Below are 17,380 nucleotides of genomic sequence, written 5' to 3' on the forward strand. Positions count from 1 at the left end.
CGAAGGCCCCGACCGACCGGTCGGGGCCTTCGTCCGGTGTTGCTCAGTCCAGGTAGTCGCGCAGCACCTGGGAGCGGCTGGGGTGGCGCAGCTTGCTCATCGTCTTGGACTCGATCTGCCGGATCCGCTCGCGGGTGACCCCGTAGACGCGGCCGATCTCGTCCAGCGTGCGCGGCTGGCCGTCGGTGAGGCCGAAGCGCAACCGGACCACGCCGGCCTCCCGCTCGGACAGCGTCTGCAGGACGCTCAGCAGCTGGTCCTGCATCAGGCCGAAGCTGACGGCGTCGACGGCGACGACGGCCTCGGAGTCCTCGATGAAGTCACCGAGCTGGCTGTCGCCCTCGTCGCCGATGGTCTGGTCGAGGCTGATCGGCTCCCGGGCGTACTGCTGGATCTCCAGCACCTTCTCCGGGGTCAGGTCGAGCTCCTTGGCCAGCTCCTCCGGGGTGGGCTCGCGGCCGAGGGACTGCGACATCTCCCGCTGGATGCGGCCGAGCTTGTTGATGACCTCGACCATGTGCACCGGGATGCGGATGGTGCGGGCCTGGTCGGCCATGGCGCGGGTGATGGCCTGCCGGATCCACCACGTCGCGTAGGTCGAGAACTTGAAGCCCTTGGTGTAGTCGAACTTCTCGACCGCGCGGATGAGGCCCATGTTGCCCTCCTGGATCAGGTCCAGGAACGCCATGCCGCGGCCGGTGTAGCGCTTGGCCAGCGACACCACCAGGCGGAGGTTGGCCTCCAGCAGGTGGTCCTTGGCCCGCTCGCCGTCCCGGGTCACCCAGGTGAGCTCGCGGCGCCGGGTCACCGGCAGGGTCTCGCCCGCGGCGGCGGCGTCGGCGAGCTTGTGGCTGGCGTAGAGCCCGGCCTCGATCCGCTTGGCGAGGTCGACCTCCTCCTCGGCGGTGAGCAGCTTCACCCGGCCGATGAGCTTGAGGTAGGCGCGGACGGCGTCGGTCGAGGCCGTCATCTCGGCGTCCTTGCGGGCCTTGCGCAGGGCCGCGGACTCCTCCTCGTCGCCCCACTCGAACTCGCCGGTGGGCGCGCCTGCGGCGGCCTCGCCGTCGGCCTCGGGCGCCTCGGCGTCGTCCTCCTCGTCGACCTGCGCGGTCGTCGCGATGGTCACGGCCTCACCGGGGGTCGCGGCCTCGAGGAGGTCGTCGGCGGCCGGCTCGTCGTCGGCCGGCTCCGCCGCAGCGGCAGCAGGCTTCGGCTTCGCCGGCGCCTTGGGCTTGGCGGCGGCCTTCGGCTTCGCGGGCGCCTTGGGCTTGGCGGCCGCCTTGGCGCGGGGCTTCGTGGCCGGCGCGGGGGCGGGGTCGCCGGTCCCCTGGGGGGCCGGCTGGGCGATGTCGGTCGCAGTCATCGTCGCCTCTCGTGACGGGATCGGACGGCGTCGCGAGAACCTGCAGTCCTAGCGGAGAGGCCGGCACGTGCGCGACGAGGAGCCGGCACGCGCTGAGGGGTGGGGGTCGGATGTCCTGCGGTCCCGGCCGGATCGGCGCGTTCCCGGGGACGACGAGTCATTTTAGCCCGTGCTCGGCGCCGGTGCCGCCGCCCTCCGTCCCGCGTCGCCCGCGGGGGTGGGAGGGGCGTGTTCCGGACGCCGCCGTCCGGGGCACAGCGACCCGGATGCGGACGCCGACGGAGGTGCTCGGCCGGGCGCGCCGGGTCTGGGCCCGCCATCCCCGGCTGGGGATGGCGCTCAAGGCCGCGCTCGCGGCCTCGCTGGCCTGGGCGCTGGTCCGGCTCGTCCCCGGACCGGCGGCCGACTACCCGTACTACGCCCCGCTCGGCGCGGTGATCGCCACGTCGACGACGCTGACCGGATCGGCCCGCGAGGCGGCGCAGGCGGTGACGGCGATCTCGCTCGGCGCCGCGGTCGCGCTCGCCGCGGAGGCCCTCGCCGGGCCCAACCTGCTGACCATCGCGCTGGTGGTCGCCGTCGGCGTCCTGGTGGCCGGATGGTCCCGGCTGGGCGGCGCCCGCAGCTGGGTGCCGACGTCGGCGCTGTTCGTCCTGGTCATCGGCAGCGGCGACCCCACCGCCTACGTGCTCGGCTACTGCGGCCTGACCCTGCTGGGCGCCCTGGTCGGGCTCGCGGTCACCGCGGCCTTCCCGCCGCTCCCCCTCGCTCCCGCGCAGGCCCAGCTGCAGCTCCTGCGCACCGAGCTCGCCGAGCAGCTCGACGACCTCGCCGACGGACTGCGGCAGGAGAGCCCGCCGACCGAGGAGGGCTGGCGGGAGCGCACCCGCACCATCGACCCGCTGCTCGCCCAGATGCGGGCCGCCGTCGGGCAGGCGCTGGAGTCGCAGCGCGGCAACCGGAAGGCCCGCCGCTACGCCGAGGACGCCGGGCAGCAGGTGCGGCAGGCCCGCGCGCTGGAGCGGCTGACCCTGCTGGTCGAGGAGCTCACCGACGTGCTCGCCGACACCGAGCGCGCCGAGTTCGAGCAGGTGGCGCTCGGCCCGGCGCTCCGCCCGGCGACGGCCCGCGTCCTCGCCGCGCTGGCCGGCGCGCTCCGCTCCGTGCGGGCGGAGAGCGCGGACCCCGACGCGCTGCGGACGGCCGACGAGGCGCTGCGGCGGCTCACCGACGACGTCCGCCGCACCCGGACGTCCACCCAGGAGGACCTCTTCGTCGCCGGCAGCGTCATCGACGCGGTGCGCCGGGGGCTGATCTCGCTCAGCCCGCCGGACGACGCCGTCGCCCGCTCACCGGCTCCGCCCCACCGGCCGCCGCCCGCGGGGTGAGGGGCCGGTCAGGTGCCGATCTCGGTGCGGACGGCGTAGAGCTCGGGGAAGAAGGTCAGGTCCAGCGCGCGCCGCAGGAAGCCGACACCGGAGGAGCCGCCGGTCCCGGTCTTGGCGCCGATCGTGCGCTGGACGGTGAGCAGGTGCCGGAACCGCCACATCTGGAAGTTGTCCTCGATGTCGACCAGGCTCTCGCAGGCCTCGTACACGCCCCACGGCGTCTCGGTCGACTCGTAGATCCGGCGGAACACCGGCACCAGCCCGGCCTCGAAGCGCCACGGCTCGCGCACGTCGCGGGCGAGCACCGCCTCGGGGACGTCGAAGCCCGCCCGGCCCAGCAGCCGGAGGAACTCGTCGTAGAGCGTCGGTGCCTCCAGCAGCTCGGCGAGCAGCTGCCGGGCCGCGGGCTCCCCCTCGAACACCTGCAGCATCGCGGCGTTCTTGTTGCCGAGGAGGAACTCGACGGCTCGGTACTGGTGGGACTGGAACCCCGAGGCGTTCCCGAGCGCGCCGCGGAACTGCGCGTACTCCCGGGGCGTCAGGGTGGCCAGCACCGACCACTGCTCGGTGAGGGTCCGCTGGATGTTCTTCACCCGCGCCAGGCACTTGAGCGCCGGGTCGAGCTCGTCCGCGGCGAGGTAGCCGCGGGCGGCGACCAGCTCGTGCAGCACCAGCTTGAGCCACAGCTCGCTGGTCTGGTGCTGGACGATGAACAGCAGCTCGTCGTGGTGCTCCGGCCGGCTGCGCGGCTGCTGCGCGGCGAGCAGCTGGTCCAGCCCCAGGTAGCCGCCGTAGCTGCTGTCGGCGGTCAGGTCGGTGCGGATGGAACGTTCCAGCTCGCGCTCGGCGCGGGCCGGGTCGTCGGGGGCGGAGGCCATGGCCGAACGCTAGCCCTCCCGGGAGCCGCGCCGGCCCCTCTGGAAGAGTGCCCGTCCGTCGCTCGGCGGGGTGCTGCGCGAGATACCTCACACCGCCGCGGCTCACGTCGGCGGTCATTTCGTCCGACCATCTAGGGTGCGGCGCTCCGTGGGCGCCCTCCCGCGGTAGGCCAGAGAGGCAGAAGTGACTTCGGATCACGGCGTAGTAGCTGACAGCGCGAACCCCGACGTGGTGCTCGTGGGTGGTGGGATCATGAGCGCCACCCTCGCCGCGCTGTTCGGCGTCGTCGCCCCCGACTGGTCGGTCACCGTCTTCGAGGCGGGGCCGGCGCTGGCCGGGGAGAGCTCGGACGCCTGGAACAACGCCGGGACCGGGCACGCCGCGCTGTGCGAGCTGAACTACACCCCCGCCGGTCCGGACGGCCGGGTGGACGCGACCAAGGCCGTCTCGATCAACGAGCAGTTCCAGGTCTCGCGGCAGTTCTGGTCGCACCTGGTCCGCGGCGGGATGACCGGCTCCCCCAAGGAGTTCATCACCCCCGTCCCGCACGTCAGTTTCGTCACCGGCGACGAGGGCCGCCGCTACATGCGGGCTCGCTACGCCGCGCTCAAGGCCCAGCCGCTGTTCGCCGACATGGAGCACACCGAGGACCCCGACGTCCTCGCGCAGTGGATCCCGCTGGTCATGTCCGGCCGCGACCGCACCCAAGCGGTGGCCGCCACCCGCTCGGTGTCGGGCACCGACGTCAACTTCGGCGCGCTCACCAAGCTGCTGCTGGCCGACGCCGAGACCCGCGGCGTCGCCGCGCACACGAACCAGAAGGTCACCGAGATCGAGCGGGAGACCGACGGACGCTGGCGGGTGACCGTCCGCGACACGCGGACCGGCGAGCCGCGCACCGTCCGCACCCGCTTCGTCTTCGTGGGCGCCGGCGGTGGCGCCCTGCCGCTGCTGCAGCGCACCGGCATCCCGGAGATCGCCGGCTTCGGCGGCTTCCCGGTGAGCGGCATGTTCCTGCGGACCACCTCCCCGGAGCTGGTCAGCAAGCACCAGGCGAAGGTCTACGGGCAGGCCGCCGTCGGCGCGCCGCCGATGTCGGTGCCGCACCTGGACCTGCGGCTCATCGACGGCGACCACTCGCTGCTGTTCGGCCCCTACGCCGGCTTCTCCCCCAAGTTCCTCAAGGCCGGGTCGATGTTCGACCTGCCGCTCAGCGTCCGGCCGAACAACCTCGGCTCGATGCTCGGCGTCGCCCGCACGGAGCTGGCCCTGACCCGCTACCTCATCCGCGAGCTGCTGCAGTCCCGGTCCGCCCGCCACACGACCCTGCAGGGCTTCGTGCCCGAGGCCGAGCAGGCCGACTGGGACATGATCACCGCCGGCCAGCGCGTCCAGGTGATCAAGCGCGACCCGGCCACCGGCAAGGGCATGCTGCAGTTCGGCACCGAGCTGATCGTCGGCGCGGAAGGCACCATCGCGGGGCTGCTGGGCGCCTCCCCCGGTGCCTCGACGGCGGTCGCGGCGATGCTGACGCTGCTGGAGCGCTGCTTCCCCGAGCAGATCCCCGCCTGGAAGCCGCTGCTGCAGGAGGCGATCCCCTCCTACGGCCGCTCGCTGTCGCAGGACCCGGAGCTGCTGAGCCGGGTGCGCACCGAGACGATGCAGACCCTGGAGCTCACCGGCTGAGCCGCCGTCCCCGGGGCCCTCGACCGCCTGCCGGCGATCCCGGGGTACTGTTCCACCCGGTCGCTGTTGTACCTCTGCTCGTTCTCGAACGTCCGCAGTCGTCTCTGCCCTGACGTTCCTCTCGGTCCTGCCGGTCGGTGCGGCGGCCCCGGAGCGGCGAATTGCCGCTCCGGTCACCTCCAGCACGGAAGAAGAACGACATGGCTCAGGGCACTGTGAAGTGGTTCAACGCGGAGAAGGGCTTCGGGTTCATCGCCCAGGACGGCGGCGGCGCCGACGTCTTCTGCCACTACTCCGCCATCGTCAGCGACGGCTACCGCTCGCTCGACGAGGGCCAGCAGGTCGAGTTCGACGTCACGCAGGGCCAGAAGGGCCCGCAGGCGGAGAACGTCCGCCCCATCTGATCTGAACCGATCCCCGACGGGGGTCACGGCGCCTGGTGCGCCGTGGCCCCCGTCGGCGTTCTCAGCCCGGGAGGCTGACGGCGACGGTGGCGGCGAGCTCGCGGACGGCGTCCAGGTCGGCCGCGGACGCCGCACCGGTGAGGCTCAACGGCGCGGCCACCTGCTTCCAGCGCAGCGCCCCGGTGATGCGGGCGATGCTGGACAGGGCGCCCGCGGTGTCGTCGTTGCCGTGCACGTAGACCCCGTACGGCAGGCCGACGGTCGCCTCCAGGCACGGGTAGTAGACGGTGTCGAAGAAGTGCTTGAGCGCACCGGACATGTATCCGATGTTGGCCGGCGTCCCGAGCAGCACCCCGTCGGCGGCCAGCAGGTCGGCCGGGCCCGCCGACAGCGCCGGCCGCAGGACCAGCTCGGTCCCCTCGGCCAGCGCGACGCCCTCCTCCACCGCCTCGAGCACCGCCTGCAGCGCGGGTGAGGGCGTGTGGTGGACGACGAGCAGGCGAGCCATGCGGTGATCCTCCCGCGCCGCGCCGCCTCGCGGGCTCAGGGGCCCTGGTCGTCGCGGGGGCGCGGAGCGCGCCGTAGAGCCGGGCGAGGTCCGCGAGCTGGAAGTGCGCGTTGAGCCCGCTCGGGTTCGGCACCACCCAGGTGCGGGCGCCCCCGATCCGCTCGGACTGCTCGCCGAGTCCGGCCCGGGGACGCTCGAACGCCAGCCGGTAGGCACCGATGCCCAGGACGGCCAGGACGCGGGGCCGGTACCGGTCGACCAGCGCGGCCAGCGCGGTGGCCCCGGCGCGCAGCTCCTCCCGATCGAGCTCGGCCGCCGTCCGCGTGGGCCGGTCGACGTGCAACGCAGGCCAGAACCGGTTGCCCGGGCGGGCGAAGTGGTGCCCGCGCTCCGCCGACGTCAACGAGGGGTTGATCCCGCAGAACAGGACGTCCAGGCCGGGGGCCACGACGTCGGGCAGCGGCTTGCCCGGCCGCGGCTGGGGGGCGGAGGGCGCGGGCACGACGGTCCTCCGGGGTCCGGCCGGTCGGTCAGCTCCGGGCGACGACGTCGGTCGGCGCCTCGGGTGCCTGGCGGCCGGGCTCGATGCTGATGCCGTAGCTCGGGAACGCGTCGGCGCCCTCGGCCTCCAGGGTGTCCAGCTCCAGGTCCGGGCCGTCGACGTCGAAGGCGCCGAGGGCCTCGGGCGCGCCCCGGTCCAGACCCCACAGCACGTAGGTCTCGGCATCGCGGTCGTTGGGCTCGAGGGCGGAGCTGACCACCTGCACGCCGTCGTCGCGGGTGAGCAGCGTCGCCACGGTCCGCCCGTCGTCGCCGGTCACCGGGACGACCGTCGCCGGGCCGGGGCGCAGCAGCTGCTCGACCACCGCCGACTCCGCGGCCGCCAGGTCGCGCGCCTCGTCCCGGTCGCCGAGCAGCACGACCGTCCAGCCGCCCAGGCCCACCACCGCGGCGACGGCGGCGGCCGCCAGCACCGCGGTCCAGCGACGGCGCGGCGCGGGCACGGCCGCGGGCACGACGACGGCCGGCGGCGCCGCGGGCTGGGCCTGCGGCGCGGATGCGGCCGGCGCTCCGACGACGTCGTCCTGCGGCGTGCGGGCCACCTCCTCGCGCAGCCGCTCGCGCAGCCCCGGCGGGGGCTCGGCCGACGGCGCGGCCGTGGCCAGCCCCGCCATCACGTCGGCGGTCTCGTCGACGACCTGGCGGCAGCGCGCGCAGCCGTCCAGGTGCGGCAGGAACAGCTCGGCGTCCTCCGGCTCCAGGGCGTGCAGCGCCCAGCCGACGGCCAGCTCCTCGAAGGCCTCGGTGTGCCCGGGGCCGGGACGGGCGGCGCTCACCGGGCGCTCCCGTCGGTCGGCGCGGCCGCGCCCCGGCCCTCGGCGGCAGCCCCCGCGCTGCCGTCGAGGGTGGCGCGCAGCTTGCGCATCCCGGAGAGCATGCGGGTCTTGACGGTGCCCAGCGGCACGCCGGTCAGCGCCGCCACCTCCCGCTGCGTGTAGCCGCCGTAGTAGGCCAGGGCCAGCGCCTCGCGCTGCGCGTCGGGCAGCTCGGCCAGCGCCGTGCGGACCTGCTGGGAGACCACCCGGTCGACCGCCTGCTCCTCGGCGTCGCGGGTGGCCGTCGGTGCGTTCAGCGCCATGTCGTCCTCCGCCCGGCGGCCGCGCCGCCGGTGTCCCTCCTCGCGGCGGACCGCGTCCACCGCCTTGTGGTGCACCATCGCCAGCAGCCACGACGAGACGGCCGCGCGCCGCTCGTCGAAGGCGGCCGGGTTGCGCCAGACCGACAGGAAGACCTCCTGCACGACGTCCTCGGCCAGCCCGTCGTCGAGCAGGATGCGGCGGGCCAGCGCGAACGCCTGCCGACCGAACAGCTCGTAGAGCTCGTCGACGGCGCGCCGGTCGCCCGCGCGGACGCGGGCCAGCAGCGCCACGGCGGCCGGGTTCTCCGGCCGGCTCGCCGGTTCCTCCACGGCTGCCACGGTATCCGGCGGAGGCGCCGCGACGGCGCGCGCACCGCGGACGACGGTGAGCGGGAACCCGGCGGTCGGTCGCACGCGCTGCTCCTCGGGTCGATGGCACACCTTCCGGGAAGCATTCGTACCGATCGGCGGATCGGTTCACGCCCCCTGAGACTGGGCGGGTGCCTGCCGAGACCCTGCTCCTCCTGGTCCTCGGCGGGGTCGCCGTGATCGTCGCGGCCCACTGGGTGGCCGCCCGCACCGGCCTCCCGGAGGCCGCGCTGCTGACCCTCTGCGGCATCGCCTACGCCGTCCTCCCCGGCCCGAACATCACCCTCGACCCCGAGCTGGTGCTGCTGCTGGTCCTGCCCCCGCTGCTCTACAGCGCCGCGCTGGACTCCTCGCTGACCGCCATCCGCCGCAACCTGCGCACGGTGGTCAGCCTGTCGGTGCTGCTGGTCCTGGCCACCGCCCTGCTCATCGGCGTCGCGTTCGAGCTGTTCGTCGCCGGGGCGACCCTGGCGGCGGGCATCGCGCTGGGCGCCGCGGTGGCACCGCCGGACCCGGTGGCCGCCCTGGCGGTCGGCCGGAAAGTGGGCCTCCCGCCACGGCTGATCACGCTCATCCAGGGCGAAGGCCTGCTCAACGACGCGACGGCGCTGACCATCCTGGGCGTCGCGATCGCGGCCGCGCAGGGCGACGGCTTCTCCGCGCCCGGCGCGGTCGGGCAGTTCCTCGTGTCGGCGGTGGGCGGCATCGCGGTCGGCATGGCCGTGGCCGTCGGCGTGCGGCCGCTGCGCCGGCTGCGCAGCGACCCGCTGTCGTCCAACGCCATCTCGCTGGCCACGCCCTTCGTCGCCTACCTGCTCGGCGAGGCGGTGCACGTCTCCGGCGTCCTCGCCGTGGTGATCGCCGGCCTGGTCATCGGCCACCACAACCCGAGCTGGGCCTCGGGGGCGAGCCGGCTGCAGACCAACGCCGTCTGGCGGCTGGTCGACTTCGTCCTCGAGGGCATCGTCTTCCTGCTGATCGGCCAGCAGCTGCCGGGCATCATCGACGGGCTGGCCGCCTACGAGGCCTCCACCGTCTGGACGGCGTCGCTGGTCACCGTGGGCGTCGTCCTGCTGCTGCGGCCGCTGTGGCTGTGGCTGACCGAGCACCTGCCGCAGTCGCTGCACGTGCGGCTGAGCCAGGGCGTCGCCGACGACCCCGAGGCGCACGAGCACGGCCGGCTGACCGGCCGCGAGATCGTGGCGCTGAGCTGGGCGGGCACCCGCGGCGTCATCAGCCTGGCCGCGATCTTCTCGCTCCCGCTGGTGACGGAGTCCGGGGCACCGTTCCCCGACCGCGACCTGCTGCTGTTCTGCGCCCTGCTCGCGGTCCTGGTCACCCTGGTCGGTCAGGGGCTGACCTTCGCGCCGGTCGTGCGGGCACTCGGGCTGCGCGCCGACCAGGCGGACGAGGCGCGGCTGCGCAACGAGGCGCGGGCGGCCTCGGTGGAGGCCGGCCTGGCGCACCTCGCCGAGCTGGAGGCCGAGCGGCACGACCACGTCGACGACGAGGTGATCACCACCATCCGCGGGCAGCTGGCCACCCGGCTGACCCGCTACCGCCAGCGGCTGGACCTGCTGCAGACCGCCGAGGCCGGCGAGATCCCCATGTCACGGGAGTACGAGGCGGCCCTCCGGGTGCGTCGCTCGGTCATCGACGCGCAGCGCGCCGAGCTGCTCCACTGGCGGGACACCGGCCGGCTGCCGGACGAGAGCCTGCGCATCCTCGAGCGCGAGCTCGACCACGAGGAGCGGCTGCTGCCGGCGCGCCCCGGCGCCTAGGCCGGGGTAACCCGAGCAATCCGATCGATAAGGTGCGCTCGGCCCGTACCGGTTCGGAGGAGCTGCCCGTGAGCACCGTCGCCGTCGTCGGCAACCCGAAGCCGAATTCCCGCACGCGGGCCGCCGCCGAGCTGGTCGTCGAGCGGCTCACCGGCGCGCCGGCCGACGTCGTCATCGACGTCGTCGACCTGGGGCCGGGGCTGCTCGGCTGGGGCGACCCGGCCGTCGAGCAGGCGGTGGCGACCGTGCGCGCGGCGGAGCTGGCCGTCGTCGCCAGCCCGACCTACAAGGCCACCTACACCGGCCTGCTCAAGCTGTTCCTCGACCAGATCGGCACCGGCGACCTCGCCGGCGTCACCGCGGTGCCGCTCATGCTCGGCGGCGGTCCCACCCACGCGCTGGCGCCCGAGCTGCTGCTCAAGCCGGTGCTGGTGGAGCTCGGCGCGACGACGCCGACCCGGGGGCTCTACCTGATGGAGAAGGCGTGGGACGCGCCCGGCGCGCTGGACGGCTGGCTCGAGCGGGCCCGCGTCCAGGTCGCTGCGGCCCGCGCGGGGCTGCGCCGCTGATTCCCTACCAACCCGATGCGCTTGACAGGCAATGGCTCGCCTGGTCCTATCGGGACGTGGTCATCGCGAACGAGCTGTGCCGCCGGTCCGCCGTGGACCTGCTGCGGACGGCCAGCGCGCTGTGTCCGGCCTGCTGACGCACGCCCGGCCACCTCCACCCCCGCGCTCCCCCGGCACCGGTCCGGGGTCCTCGAGCGCGCCCCTCCCCCTGGATGTCCCCATGACGCACAGCACCCTCCTGCCCGGCACCCTCTCCACCCGGCCCCGCGGGGGCACCGCCCGCCGCACCGGCGCCGCCGGCCTCGCCGCCGCGCTGGCCGTGGCCTCCGACCGCTGGACCGACCTGGTCGAGTACCGCGCCGGCAGCCGCTGGACCCACCTGCTCCCGTCGTCGAGGGCCGCGGACCTGGTCGACCCCTCCCTGCACCCCGAGCTCCACGAGGCCCAGGTCTGGCTGCTCTCCTGGCTGCCGGACCAGGGCACGCCCCTGCACGACCACGGCACCTCCGCCGGCGCCTTCGCCGTCGTGCAGGGCGCGCTGCACGAGCGGGTCGTGACCGCCGCCCGCGACGGTGTCCGCGAGGCCGCCGAGGAGCTGACGGCCGGCCGGGTCCGGCACTTCGGCCGCCACCACGTCCACCAGGTCACGAACACCGGCCCCGCGCCGGCGGTCAGCGTGCACGTGTACACGCCCGGGCTGTCGTGGATGAACCGCTACGAGGTGGACGGCGGCGCGCTGCGGCGCACCGGCACCGAGCGCGCCGGGGTGGACTGGTGAGCGCGCCGACGACCGCCCGCCCCGCAGGAGCGCGGACGATAGACGAGCTGCTGGCCGACGCCCGGGCCCGCCTGGACCGGGTCACCCCGGCCGAGGCGGCCACCCGGGTGGCGCGCGGCGCGCTGCTGGTCGACATCCGCCCCGCTGCCCAGCGCGCCCGGGAGGGCGAGGTGCCCGGCGCGCTGGTCGTGGAGCGCAACGTCCTGGAGTGGCGCTTCGACCCGGCCAGCGACGCGCGGCTGCCCGAGGCCACCGGGTCCGACGTCGAGGTCGTCGTCCTGTGCTCCGAGGGCTACACCTCGAGCCTGGCCGCCGACGCGCTGCGGTCGCTGGGGCTGCACCGCGCCACCGACGTCGTCGGCGGGTTCACCGCCTGGCTGGCCGCCGGGCTGCCGACGCGCTGAGTGCTCAGGCCCGCTCGGCGCTCTCCGCGCCGGCCGGGTCGGGCTGCTCGTCGGGCTGGTCCTTGAGGAAGAGGTACCAGTACGACGTCGACACGAAGACGACGGCGCCGACCAGGTTGCCGGCCCCGGCGAGCAGCCAGTTGAGCAGCGTCTCGCCCCAGCCGATGTCGGGCACGCCCGCGAAGATGGCCGCGGGCAGGAAGAACATGTTGGCGACGACGTGGTCGAAGCCCATCGCCACGAACGCCATGATCGGGAAGAAGATCGCCAGGATCTTGCCCGAGACGGTGGTCGCCGCCAGCGACATCCACACCGCGAGGCAGACCAGCCAGTTGCAGCCCACCGCGCGCAGGAACGTCTGCCACGGCGACTCCCCCAGCGCCTTGCCCTCGGCGATGCCGGCCAGCCGCTCGTAGGTCAGGCCGGCGTTGCCGCCGGCGTCCGCGTCGCCGATCACGCCGGTCTGCACGGCGAGGAAGAACGCGACGAGCAGGGCGCCGAGCAGGTTGCCCAGCAGCACCAGCGACAGGTTCTTCGCGACGTCGCCGACGCCCAGCTTGCCGCGCATGGCGCCCAGCGGGACCAGCGCCATGTTGCCCGTGGCGAGGTCCGAGCCCGCGATGAGCACGAGCACCAGGCCGAGGGTGAAGGTGGCGCCGGTGAACAGCGTGGGCAGCGTCCCCCACGTGTCGGCGTCCAGCCCGGAGGAGACCGCGATGGCGACCAGCCCGCCGAAGGCGATGTAGGCACCGGCGAGGAAGGCGCTGACCAGCACCTTGTCCCACGTGCGGTGCACCTTCTTCGCGCCGGTGGCAGCTGCCACGCGGGCGATCTCCTGCGGTTCGCGTGCGGTCATCGCTGCCTCCAGGGAGCCGGGGCGGGCCGCTTACCCCGTCCGCCCCGCCGCGACTCGCGCCCCGCGGCTACGTTCTCCCTGTGCTGAACGTGCTCTCCATCCAGTCCCACGTCGCCTACGGGCACGTCGGCAACGCCGCCGCCGTCTTCCCGCTCCAGCGCCTGGGCGTCGAGGTCTGGCCGGTGCACACGGTGCAGTTCTCCAACCACACCGGCTACGGCAAGTGGACCGGCCGGGTGTTCGACGGGCAGGCCGTCGAGGAGGTCGTGGACGGCATCTCCGACCGCGGCGTGCTCGGCTCGTGCGACGCGGTGCTCTCGGGCTACCTGGGCTCGGCCGACATCGGGCACGCCGTCCTGCAGACCGTCTCGCGCGTGCGGGCGGCCAACCCGGACGCCGTCTACTGCTGCGACCCGGTGATCGGCGACGTCGGGCGCGGGGTGTTCGTCCGGCCCGGCATCGAGGAGCTGATGCGGGAGGTCACCGTCCCGGCCGCCGACGTCGTCACGCCCAACCACTACGAGCTCGACCTGCTCGCCGGCGTGACCACCCGCTCGCTGACCTCCATCAAGGACGCCGTCGCCGCGGTCCAGGCGCTCGGGCCGCGCGTGGTGCTCACGACCTCGGTCGACGCCGAGGACACCCCCGCCGACGCGGTCGACCTGCTGGCCTCCGAGGGCGGGCGGCACTACCGGGTGCGCACGCCCCGCCTCGACCTCTCGGTCAACGGTGCCGGCGACGCGATCGCCGCGCTGTTCCTGGCCCACCTGCTCAAGAGCCGCTCCCCCGCCGACGCCCTGGCCGCGGCCGCCGCGTCGGTGTTCGGGTTGCTGGCGCGCACCGAGGCGGCGCAGTCCCGGGAGATCCTGCTCGTGGAGGCCCAGGACGAGTTCGTCTCCCCCTCCCGCACCTTCGCCGTCGAGGAGGTCTGACGCGCTAGCCCTGCCGCCGGGCCGTGCCGAGGACCTGCGGCGCGGTCGGCGAGGGCACCCGGGTCTCGGGGAAACGGAAGCGCTCGACCCGCTCGAGCGCGAACCCGGCGGCGGTGATCGACGCCTCGGTGTCCCGCGCGGTGTGGCAGCCGCCGCCGACCGCCGGCCACACCGTCCGGTCGAGCAGGCGCTGCACGCGGGCGAGCCGGCCGCCGTCGGCGCGCACGTGCTCCCAGAAGTGCAGCCGCCCGCCCGGGCGCAGCACCCGGTGCACCTCGGCCAGCGCCGCCGCTTGGTCCGGGACGCTGCACAGGACGAGCGAGACGACGGCGGCGTCGAAGGACCCGTCGTCCGCCGGCAGGTGCTCGGCGGTCCCGTCCACGACCAGCACCCGCGGGTGCGCGAGCCGCTCGGCGGTCCGGACGGCGACCTCGCGCAGGTGCGGCTCGGGTTCGACGGCGAGGACCTCGTCGACGGTCGGCGGGTAGTGCGCGAAGTTCGCCCCGGTGCCGGCGCCCACCTCGAGGACGCGCCCGGAGGTCCCCGCCAGCAGGCGGTCCCGGTGCTCCGCTGCGCCCTGGACCTCGATCGCCGCCGCGATCCGCACCCACAGCCGGGCGAACCAGGGGTGGTGCACCGCGCCGCGAGGCATGGGCGCCACCCTCGCCCCGCCGCGCCCGCCCGGCAAGGCCCTCGGGTGCGGGTGACCGACGACGCAGCGGGGGACGGCGTCGGGCGCGGATACTGTCCAGTCGTGTCCCCCGTGAACCCCGCCGTGTCCCGCGCTGCCCGGACGACGACCCGATGAGCGTCGTCGAGGAGCGCGCCGGCGGTGCCCGGGCCGGGCGGGAGGCCGTGGACCAGGCCGGCCGGCGGCGCACGTTCGCCGTCATCAGCCACCCGGACGCCGGCAAGTCCACGCTCACCGAGGCCCTCGCCCTGCACGCCCGCGTGATCGGCCAGGCCGGCGCGGTGCACGGCAAGGCCGGCCGGCGCGGCACGGTGTCGGACTGGATGGACATCGAGAAGCAGCGCGGCATCTCCATCACCTCCGCGGCGCTGCAGTTCGAGTACCGCGACGCGGTCATCAACCTGCTCGACACCCCCGGCCACGCCGACTTCTCCGAGGACACCTACCGCGTCCTCACCGCCGTGGACGCCGCGGTCATGCTGGTCGACGCCGCCAAGGGCCTCGAGGCGCAGACGATGAAGCTGTTCGCCGTCTGCCGGCACCGCGGCATCCCGGTGCTCACGGTGATCAACAAGTGGGACCGCCCGGGCATGGACGCCCTGGAGCTGATGGACGAGATCACCGAGCGCACCGGCCTGACGCCGACGCCGCTGACCTGGCCGGTGGGCATCGCCGGTGACTTCCGCGGCGTGCTGGACCGCTCCGACGGCTCCTACCGGCGGTTCACCCGCACGGCCGGCGGCGCGACCATCGCCCCCGAGAAGACGCTGCCGGCGGCGGCCGCGCTGGCCCGCGAGGGCGAGGCGTGGCAGCGGGCGGTGGAGGAGGCCGAGCTGCTCGAGGCCAGCGGCCAGGACCACGAGCAGTCGCTGTTCCTGGACGGCGTGACGACGCCGGTGCTGTTCGCCTCCGCGGTGTCCAACTTCGGCGTCGGCGCGCTGCTGGACACGCTCGTGGACCTGGCGCCCGCGCCGCACGGCATGCCCACCGCCGACGGCGGGACCCGCCAGCTCACCGACCCGTTCAGCGCGTTCGTGTTCAAGGTGCAGGCGGGCATGGACACCGCGCACCGCGACCGGCTGGCCTTCATCCGGATCGCCTCGGGCGTCTTCGAGCGCGGCATGGTCGTGACCCACGCCCGCACCGGCCGGCCCTTCGCGACCAAGTACGCCCAGCACGTGTTCGGCCGCGACCGCGAGAGCATCGACGTCGCCTACCCCGGCGACGTCGTCGGCCTGGTCAACGCCAACGCCCTGGGCGTGGGCGACACCCTCTACGCCGAGCAGCCCGTGCAGTTCCCGCCGCTCACCACCTTCGCCCCCGAGCACTTCGCCGTCTGCCACAGCAAGGACGCCGCCAAGCACAAGCAGTTCCGCAAGGGCATCGCGCAGCTCGACAGCGAGGGCGTGGTGCAGGTGCTCACCTCGGACCGCCGCGGCGACGGCGCCCCCGTGCTCGCCGTCGTCGGCCCCATGCAGTTCGAGGTGGCCACCCACCGGATGGAGCACGAGTTCGGCGCCCCGGTGGAGCTGGACCGGCTGCCCCACAGCCTGGCGCTGCGCACCGACGAGGCCTCGGCGCCGGGCATCCTCGCCGCCGCCCGCAACGCCGAGATCCTGCGCAGGGGCGACGGCGAGCTGCTCGCCGTCTTCCCGGACAAGTGGGGCCTGCGGGTGCTGCAGCAGAACAAGCCGGAGCTCACCCTCGAACCCCTGGTCGCCGCCCAGCTGTGAGCCGGGTCAGCGGGGGCTCGGCACCTCGGCCCGCCGGGTGGCGGTGAGCAGCAGGTACTCCCACTCGAGCCCCTGCCCCTGGTCGAACCGCCGCACCAGGTCGGCCAGTGCCTCGTCCAGCTCGGCGGCCCGCTCCGGCTCGTCGGCCAGCGCGCCGTAGACGGCGATGGTCGGGCCGTACCGCGCCTTGAAGTAGTCCCGGAACGCCTCCGGCGCGGCGAACAGGTCGACGGCGAGGGCCCGGCGCTCGGCGACCACGTCGGTCACCCGGTCGCCCAGCAGCTCGGTCACGTGCTCCTCGCTGCCCCACAACGGCGGGGGCTGCGCCCCGGGTGGGGGCGGCGGCGCGTAGGGCTTCATGGTGGCGAACATCTGCCCGATGAAGCCCTCCGGTGTCCAGCTGAGCAGGCCGATGCGGCCGCCGGGGCGGCACACCCGCACCAGCTCGTCGGCCGCGGCGCGGTGGTGGGGGGCGAACATGACGCCGATGCAGGAGAGCACCGCGTCGAACTCGCCGTCGGAGAAGGGCAGCGCCTCGGCGTCGGCCTCCCGCCACTCCAGCTCCACGCCGCGCTCGGCGGCCCGGGCCCGGCCCGCTTCGAGCAGCTCCGGGGTGAGGTCGGAGGCGATCACGCGCGCGCCCGCCTCGGCGGCCGCGATCGCGACGTTCCCGGTGCCCGCGCCGACGTCGAGGACGCGGTCCCCGGCACCGATCCCGGCGGCTGCCACCAGGAGCGGGCCGAGCTCGAGCAGGAGGTCGTCGGCGAGGCCGGGGTAGTCCCCGGTCGCCCACATGGCGCGGTGCCGGGCCTTGAGGGCGCGGTCGGCGTCGGCGGGCGTGCCGGTCGTGGAGGTCATGGGTCCACCCGATCGTCGGTGAGTCCGGCGCCCCCCGAGCCGGAGTGCTGGGTCAGCGATCGCCAGGCTGGCCCCGCGACGGCCGTGCTCGACAGGGGCCAAGGGCCCGACGGGACCGGCGCTCAGCCGAGCCGGGCGAGCAGCGCGCGGCAGGCCTCCTCGCAGCGGCGGCACGCCTCGGCGCAGATGCGGCAGTGCTCGTGCATCCCGGCGTGCGCGGCGCACTCGTCGCCGCAGGCCTTGCACGCGGCGGCGCACGCCTCCAGCACCGCACGCGTGAGGTTCGCGTCGTACCCGGTGTGGCGGGACAGCACCCGCCCGGTGGCCTCGCAGACGTCCGCGCAGTCGAGGTCGGTGCGGATGCAGGTCCGCAGCTCGGCCACCATGTCCTCGCTGAGGCAGGCGTCGGCGCAGGCGGTGCACGCCTGGGCGCAGGCGACGCACGCCTCGATGCACTCGACCAGGGCGTCGCGGTCGATGCCGCCGAGGTCCTTCGGGTAGCTGGCGAGCATCTGTGCGGCAGCGGTCATGTCGTCCCCTTC

18 protein-coding genes and 1 pseudogene are annotated in these 17,380 nt (G+C 74.7%); 9 read left to right on the forward strand and 10 right to left on the reverse strand.

From position 1 onward, the window contains the following. Nucleotides 1-43: 43 nt before the first annotated feature. Nucleotides 44-1,363, reverse strand: a complete 1,320-nt coding sequence (locus ACI79H_RS10590; RefSeq protein WP_456554340.1) for an RNA polymerase sigma factor — start codon at nucleotides 1,361-1,363, stop codon at nucleotides 44-46. A 266-nt stretch (nucleotides 1,364-1,629) separates the two neighbouring features. Here ACI79H_RS10590 and ACI79H_RS10595 point away from each other — a divergent pair, with 266 nt between their 5' ends. Then, nucleotides 1,630-2,751 (forward strand): hypothetical protein, encoded by a 1,122-nt coding sequence (locus ACI79H_RS10595; protein ID WP_456554341.1) that lies wholly within the window; start codon nucleotides 1,630-1,632, stop codon nucleotides 2,749-2,751. Between the two features lie 8 nt (nucleotides 2,752-2,759). On the opposite strand, the gene ACI79H_RS10600 is transcribed toward ACI79H_RS10595, so the two are convergent. Further along, a complete protein-coding gene (locus ACI79H_RS10600; protein WP_456554342.1) occupies nucleotides 2,760-3,629 on the reverse strand; it encodes a tryptophan 2,3-dioxygenase in 870 nt (289 codons plus the stop codon). 184 nt (nucleotides 3,630-3,813) lie between these two features. On the opposite strand from ACI79H_RS10600, the gene mqo reads away from it, so the two are divergent. Both mqo and ACI79H_RS10610 read left to right on the forward strand, forming a co-directional pair. After that, entirely contained in the window at nucleotides 3,814-5,316 is a 1,503-nt protein-coding gene (gene mqo / locus ACI79H_RS10605; RefSeq protein WP_456554343.1) for a malate dehydrogenase (quinone), read from the forward strand. 200 nt (nucleotides 5,317-5,516) lie between these two features. Beyond that, nucleotides 5,517-5,720 carry a cold-shock protein gene (locus tag ACI79H_RS10610; RefSeq protein WP_040339557.1) on the forward strand — a complete coding sequence of 68 codons (204 nt, stop codon included), beginning with the start codon at nucleotides 5,517-5,519 and terminating at the stop codon, nucleotides 5,718-5,720. 61 nt (nucleotides 5,721-5,781) lie between these two features. Here the strand turns inward: ACI79H_RS10610 and ACI79H_RS10615 are convergent, their stop codons facing one another. From ACI79H_RS10615 to ACI79H_RS10630, 4 genes and pseudogenes are all read right to left on the reverse strand, one after another. Further along, a complete protein-coding gene (locus ACI79H_RS10615) occupies nucleotides 5,782-6,228 on the reverse strand; it encodes a flavodoxin family protein (RefSeq protein WP_456554344.1) in 447 nt (148 codons plus the stop codon). Nucleotides 6,229-6,337: 109 nt separating this feature from the next. Beyond that, nucleotides 6,338-6,730: pseudogene (locus ACI79H_RS10620) on the reverse strand (mismatch-specific DNA-glycosylase); the annotation flags it as partial. 28 nt (nucleotides 6,731-6,758) lie between these two features. Continuing rightward, nucleotides 6,759-7,565, reverse strand: a complete 807-nt coding sequence (locus ACI79H_RS10625; RefSeq protein WP_456554345.1) for an anti-sigma factor — start codon at nucleotides 7,563-7,565, stop codon at nucleotides 6,759-6,761. After that, nucleotides 7,562-8,197, reverse strand: a complete 636-nt coding sequence (locus tag ACI79H_RS10630) for a sigma-70 family RNA polymerase sigma factor (RefSeq protein WP_456554346.1) — start codon at nucleotides 8,195-8,197, stop codon at nucleotides 7,562-7,564. Before ACI79H_RS10630 ends, ACI79H_RS10625 begins: the two co-directional genes overlap by 4 nt. Before the next feature lie 170 nt (nucleotides 8,198-8,367). On the opposite strand from ACI79H_RS10630, the gene ACI79H_RS10635 reads away from it, so the two are divergent. From ACI79H_RS10635 to ACI79H_RS10650, 4 genes are all read left to right on the forward strand, one after another. Next, a complete protein-coding gene (locus tag ACI79H_RS10635) occupies nucleotides 8,368-10,017 on the forward strand; it encodes a Na+/H+ antiporter (protein WP_456554347.1) in 1,650 nt (549 codons plus the stop codon). Nucleotides 10,018-10,085: 68 nt separating this feature from the next. Beyond that, a complete protein-coding gene (locus ACI79H_RS10640; RefSeq protein ID WP_456554348.1) occupies nucleotides 10,086-10,586 on the forward strand; it encodes an NADPH-dependent FMN reductase in 501 nt (166 codons plus the stop codon). A gap of 220 nt (nucleotides 10,587-10,806) precedes the next feature. After that, a complete protein-coding gene (locus tag ACI79H_RS10645) occupies nucleotides 10,807-11,364 on the forward strand; it encodes a cysteine dioxygenase (RefSeq protein WP_456554349.1) in 558 nt (185 codons plus the stop codon). Continuing rightward, complete coding sequence (locus ACI79H_RS10650; protein ID WP_456554350.1) at nucleotides 11,361-11,768, forward strand: rhodanese-like domain-containing protein; 408 nt, start codon at nucleotides 11,361-11,363, stop codon at nucleotides 11,766-11,768. Before ACI79H_RS10645 ends, ACI79H_RS10650 begins: the two co-directional genes overlap by 4 nt. Nucleotides 11,769-11,772: 4 nt before the next feature. Here ACI79H_RS10650 and ACI79H_RS10655 read toward each other — a convergent pair whose 3' ends face one another. Next, nucleotides 11,773-12,624 carry a formate/nitrite transporter family protein gene (locus tag ACI79H_RS10655; RefSeq protein WP_456554351.1) on the reverse strand — a complete coding sequence of 284 codons (852 nt, stop codon included), beginning with the start codon at nucleotides 12,622-12,624 and terminating at the stop codon, nucleotides 11,773-11,775. Between the two features lie 80 nt (nucleotides 12,625-12,704). Here ACI79H_RS10655 and pdxY point away from each other — a divergent pair, with 80 nt between their 5' ends. After that, on the forward strand, nucleotides 12,705-13,556 hold the full coding sequence (gene pdxY / locus ACI79H_RS10660) for a pyridoxal kinase PdxY (protein ID WP_456554352.1): 852 nt from the start codon (nucleotides 12,705-12,707) through the stop codon (nucleotides 13,554-13,556). A 4-nt stretch (nucleotides 13,557-13,560) separates the two neighbouring features. Here pdxY and ACI79H_RS10665 read toward each other — a convergent pair whose 3' ends face one another. Then, nucleotides 13,561-14,208, reverse strand: coding sequence for a class I SAM-dependent methyltransferase (locus tag ACI79H_RS10665; protein ID WP_456554353.1), 648 nt, complete (start codon nucleotides 14,206-14,208; stop codon nucleotides 13,561-13,563). A 152-nt stretch (nucleotides 14,209-14,360) separates the two neighbouring features. On the opposite strand from ACI79H_RS10665, the gene ACI79H_RS10670 reads away from it, so the two are divergent. After that, on the forward strand, nucleotides 14,361-15,980 hold the full coding sequence (locus ACI79H_RS10670) for a peptide chain release factor 3 (protein ID WP_456554354.1): 1,620 nt from the start codon (nucleotides 14,361-14,363) through the stop codon (nucleotides 15,978-15,980). A 6-nt stretch (nucleotides 15,981-15,986) separates the two neighbouring features. Here ACI79H_RS10670 and ACI79H_RS10675 read toward each other — a convergent pair whose 3' ends face one another. Together ACI79H_RS10675 and ACI79H_RS10680 are read right to left on the reverse strand one after the other, a co-directional pair. Continuing rightward, nucleotides 15,987-16,838, reverse strand: a complete 852-nt coding sequence (locus tag ACI79H_RS10675) for a class I SAM-dependent methyltransferase (RefSeq protein ID WP_456554355.1) — start codon at nucleotides 16,836-16,838, stop codon at nucleotides 15,987-15,989. Between the two features lie 122 nt (nucleotides 16,839-16,960). After that, nucleotides 16,961-17,368, reverse strand: a complete 408-nt coding sequence (locus ACI79H_RS10680; protein ID WP_456554356.1) for a four-helix bundle copper-binding protein — start codon at nucleotides 17,366-17,368, stop codon at nucleotides 16,961-16,963. Nucleotides 17,369-17,380 lie beyond the last annotated feature (12 nt).

The organism is Blastococcus sp. SYSU D01042, from assembly GCF_054050515.1.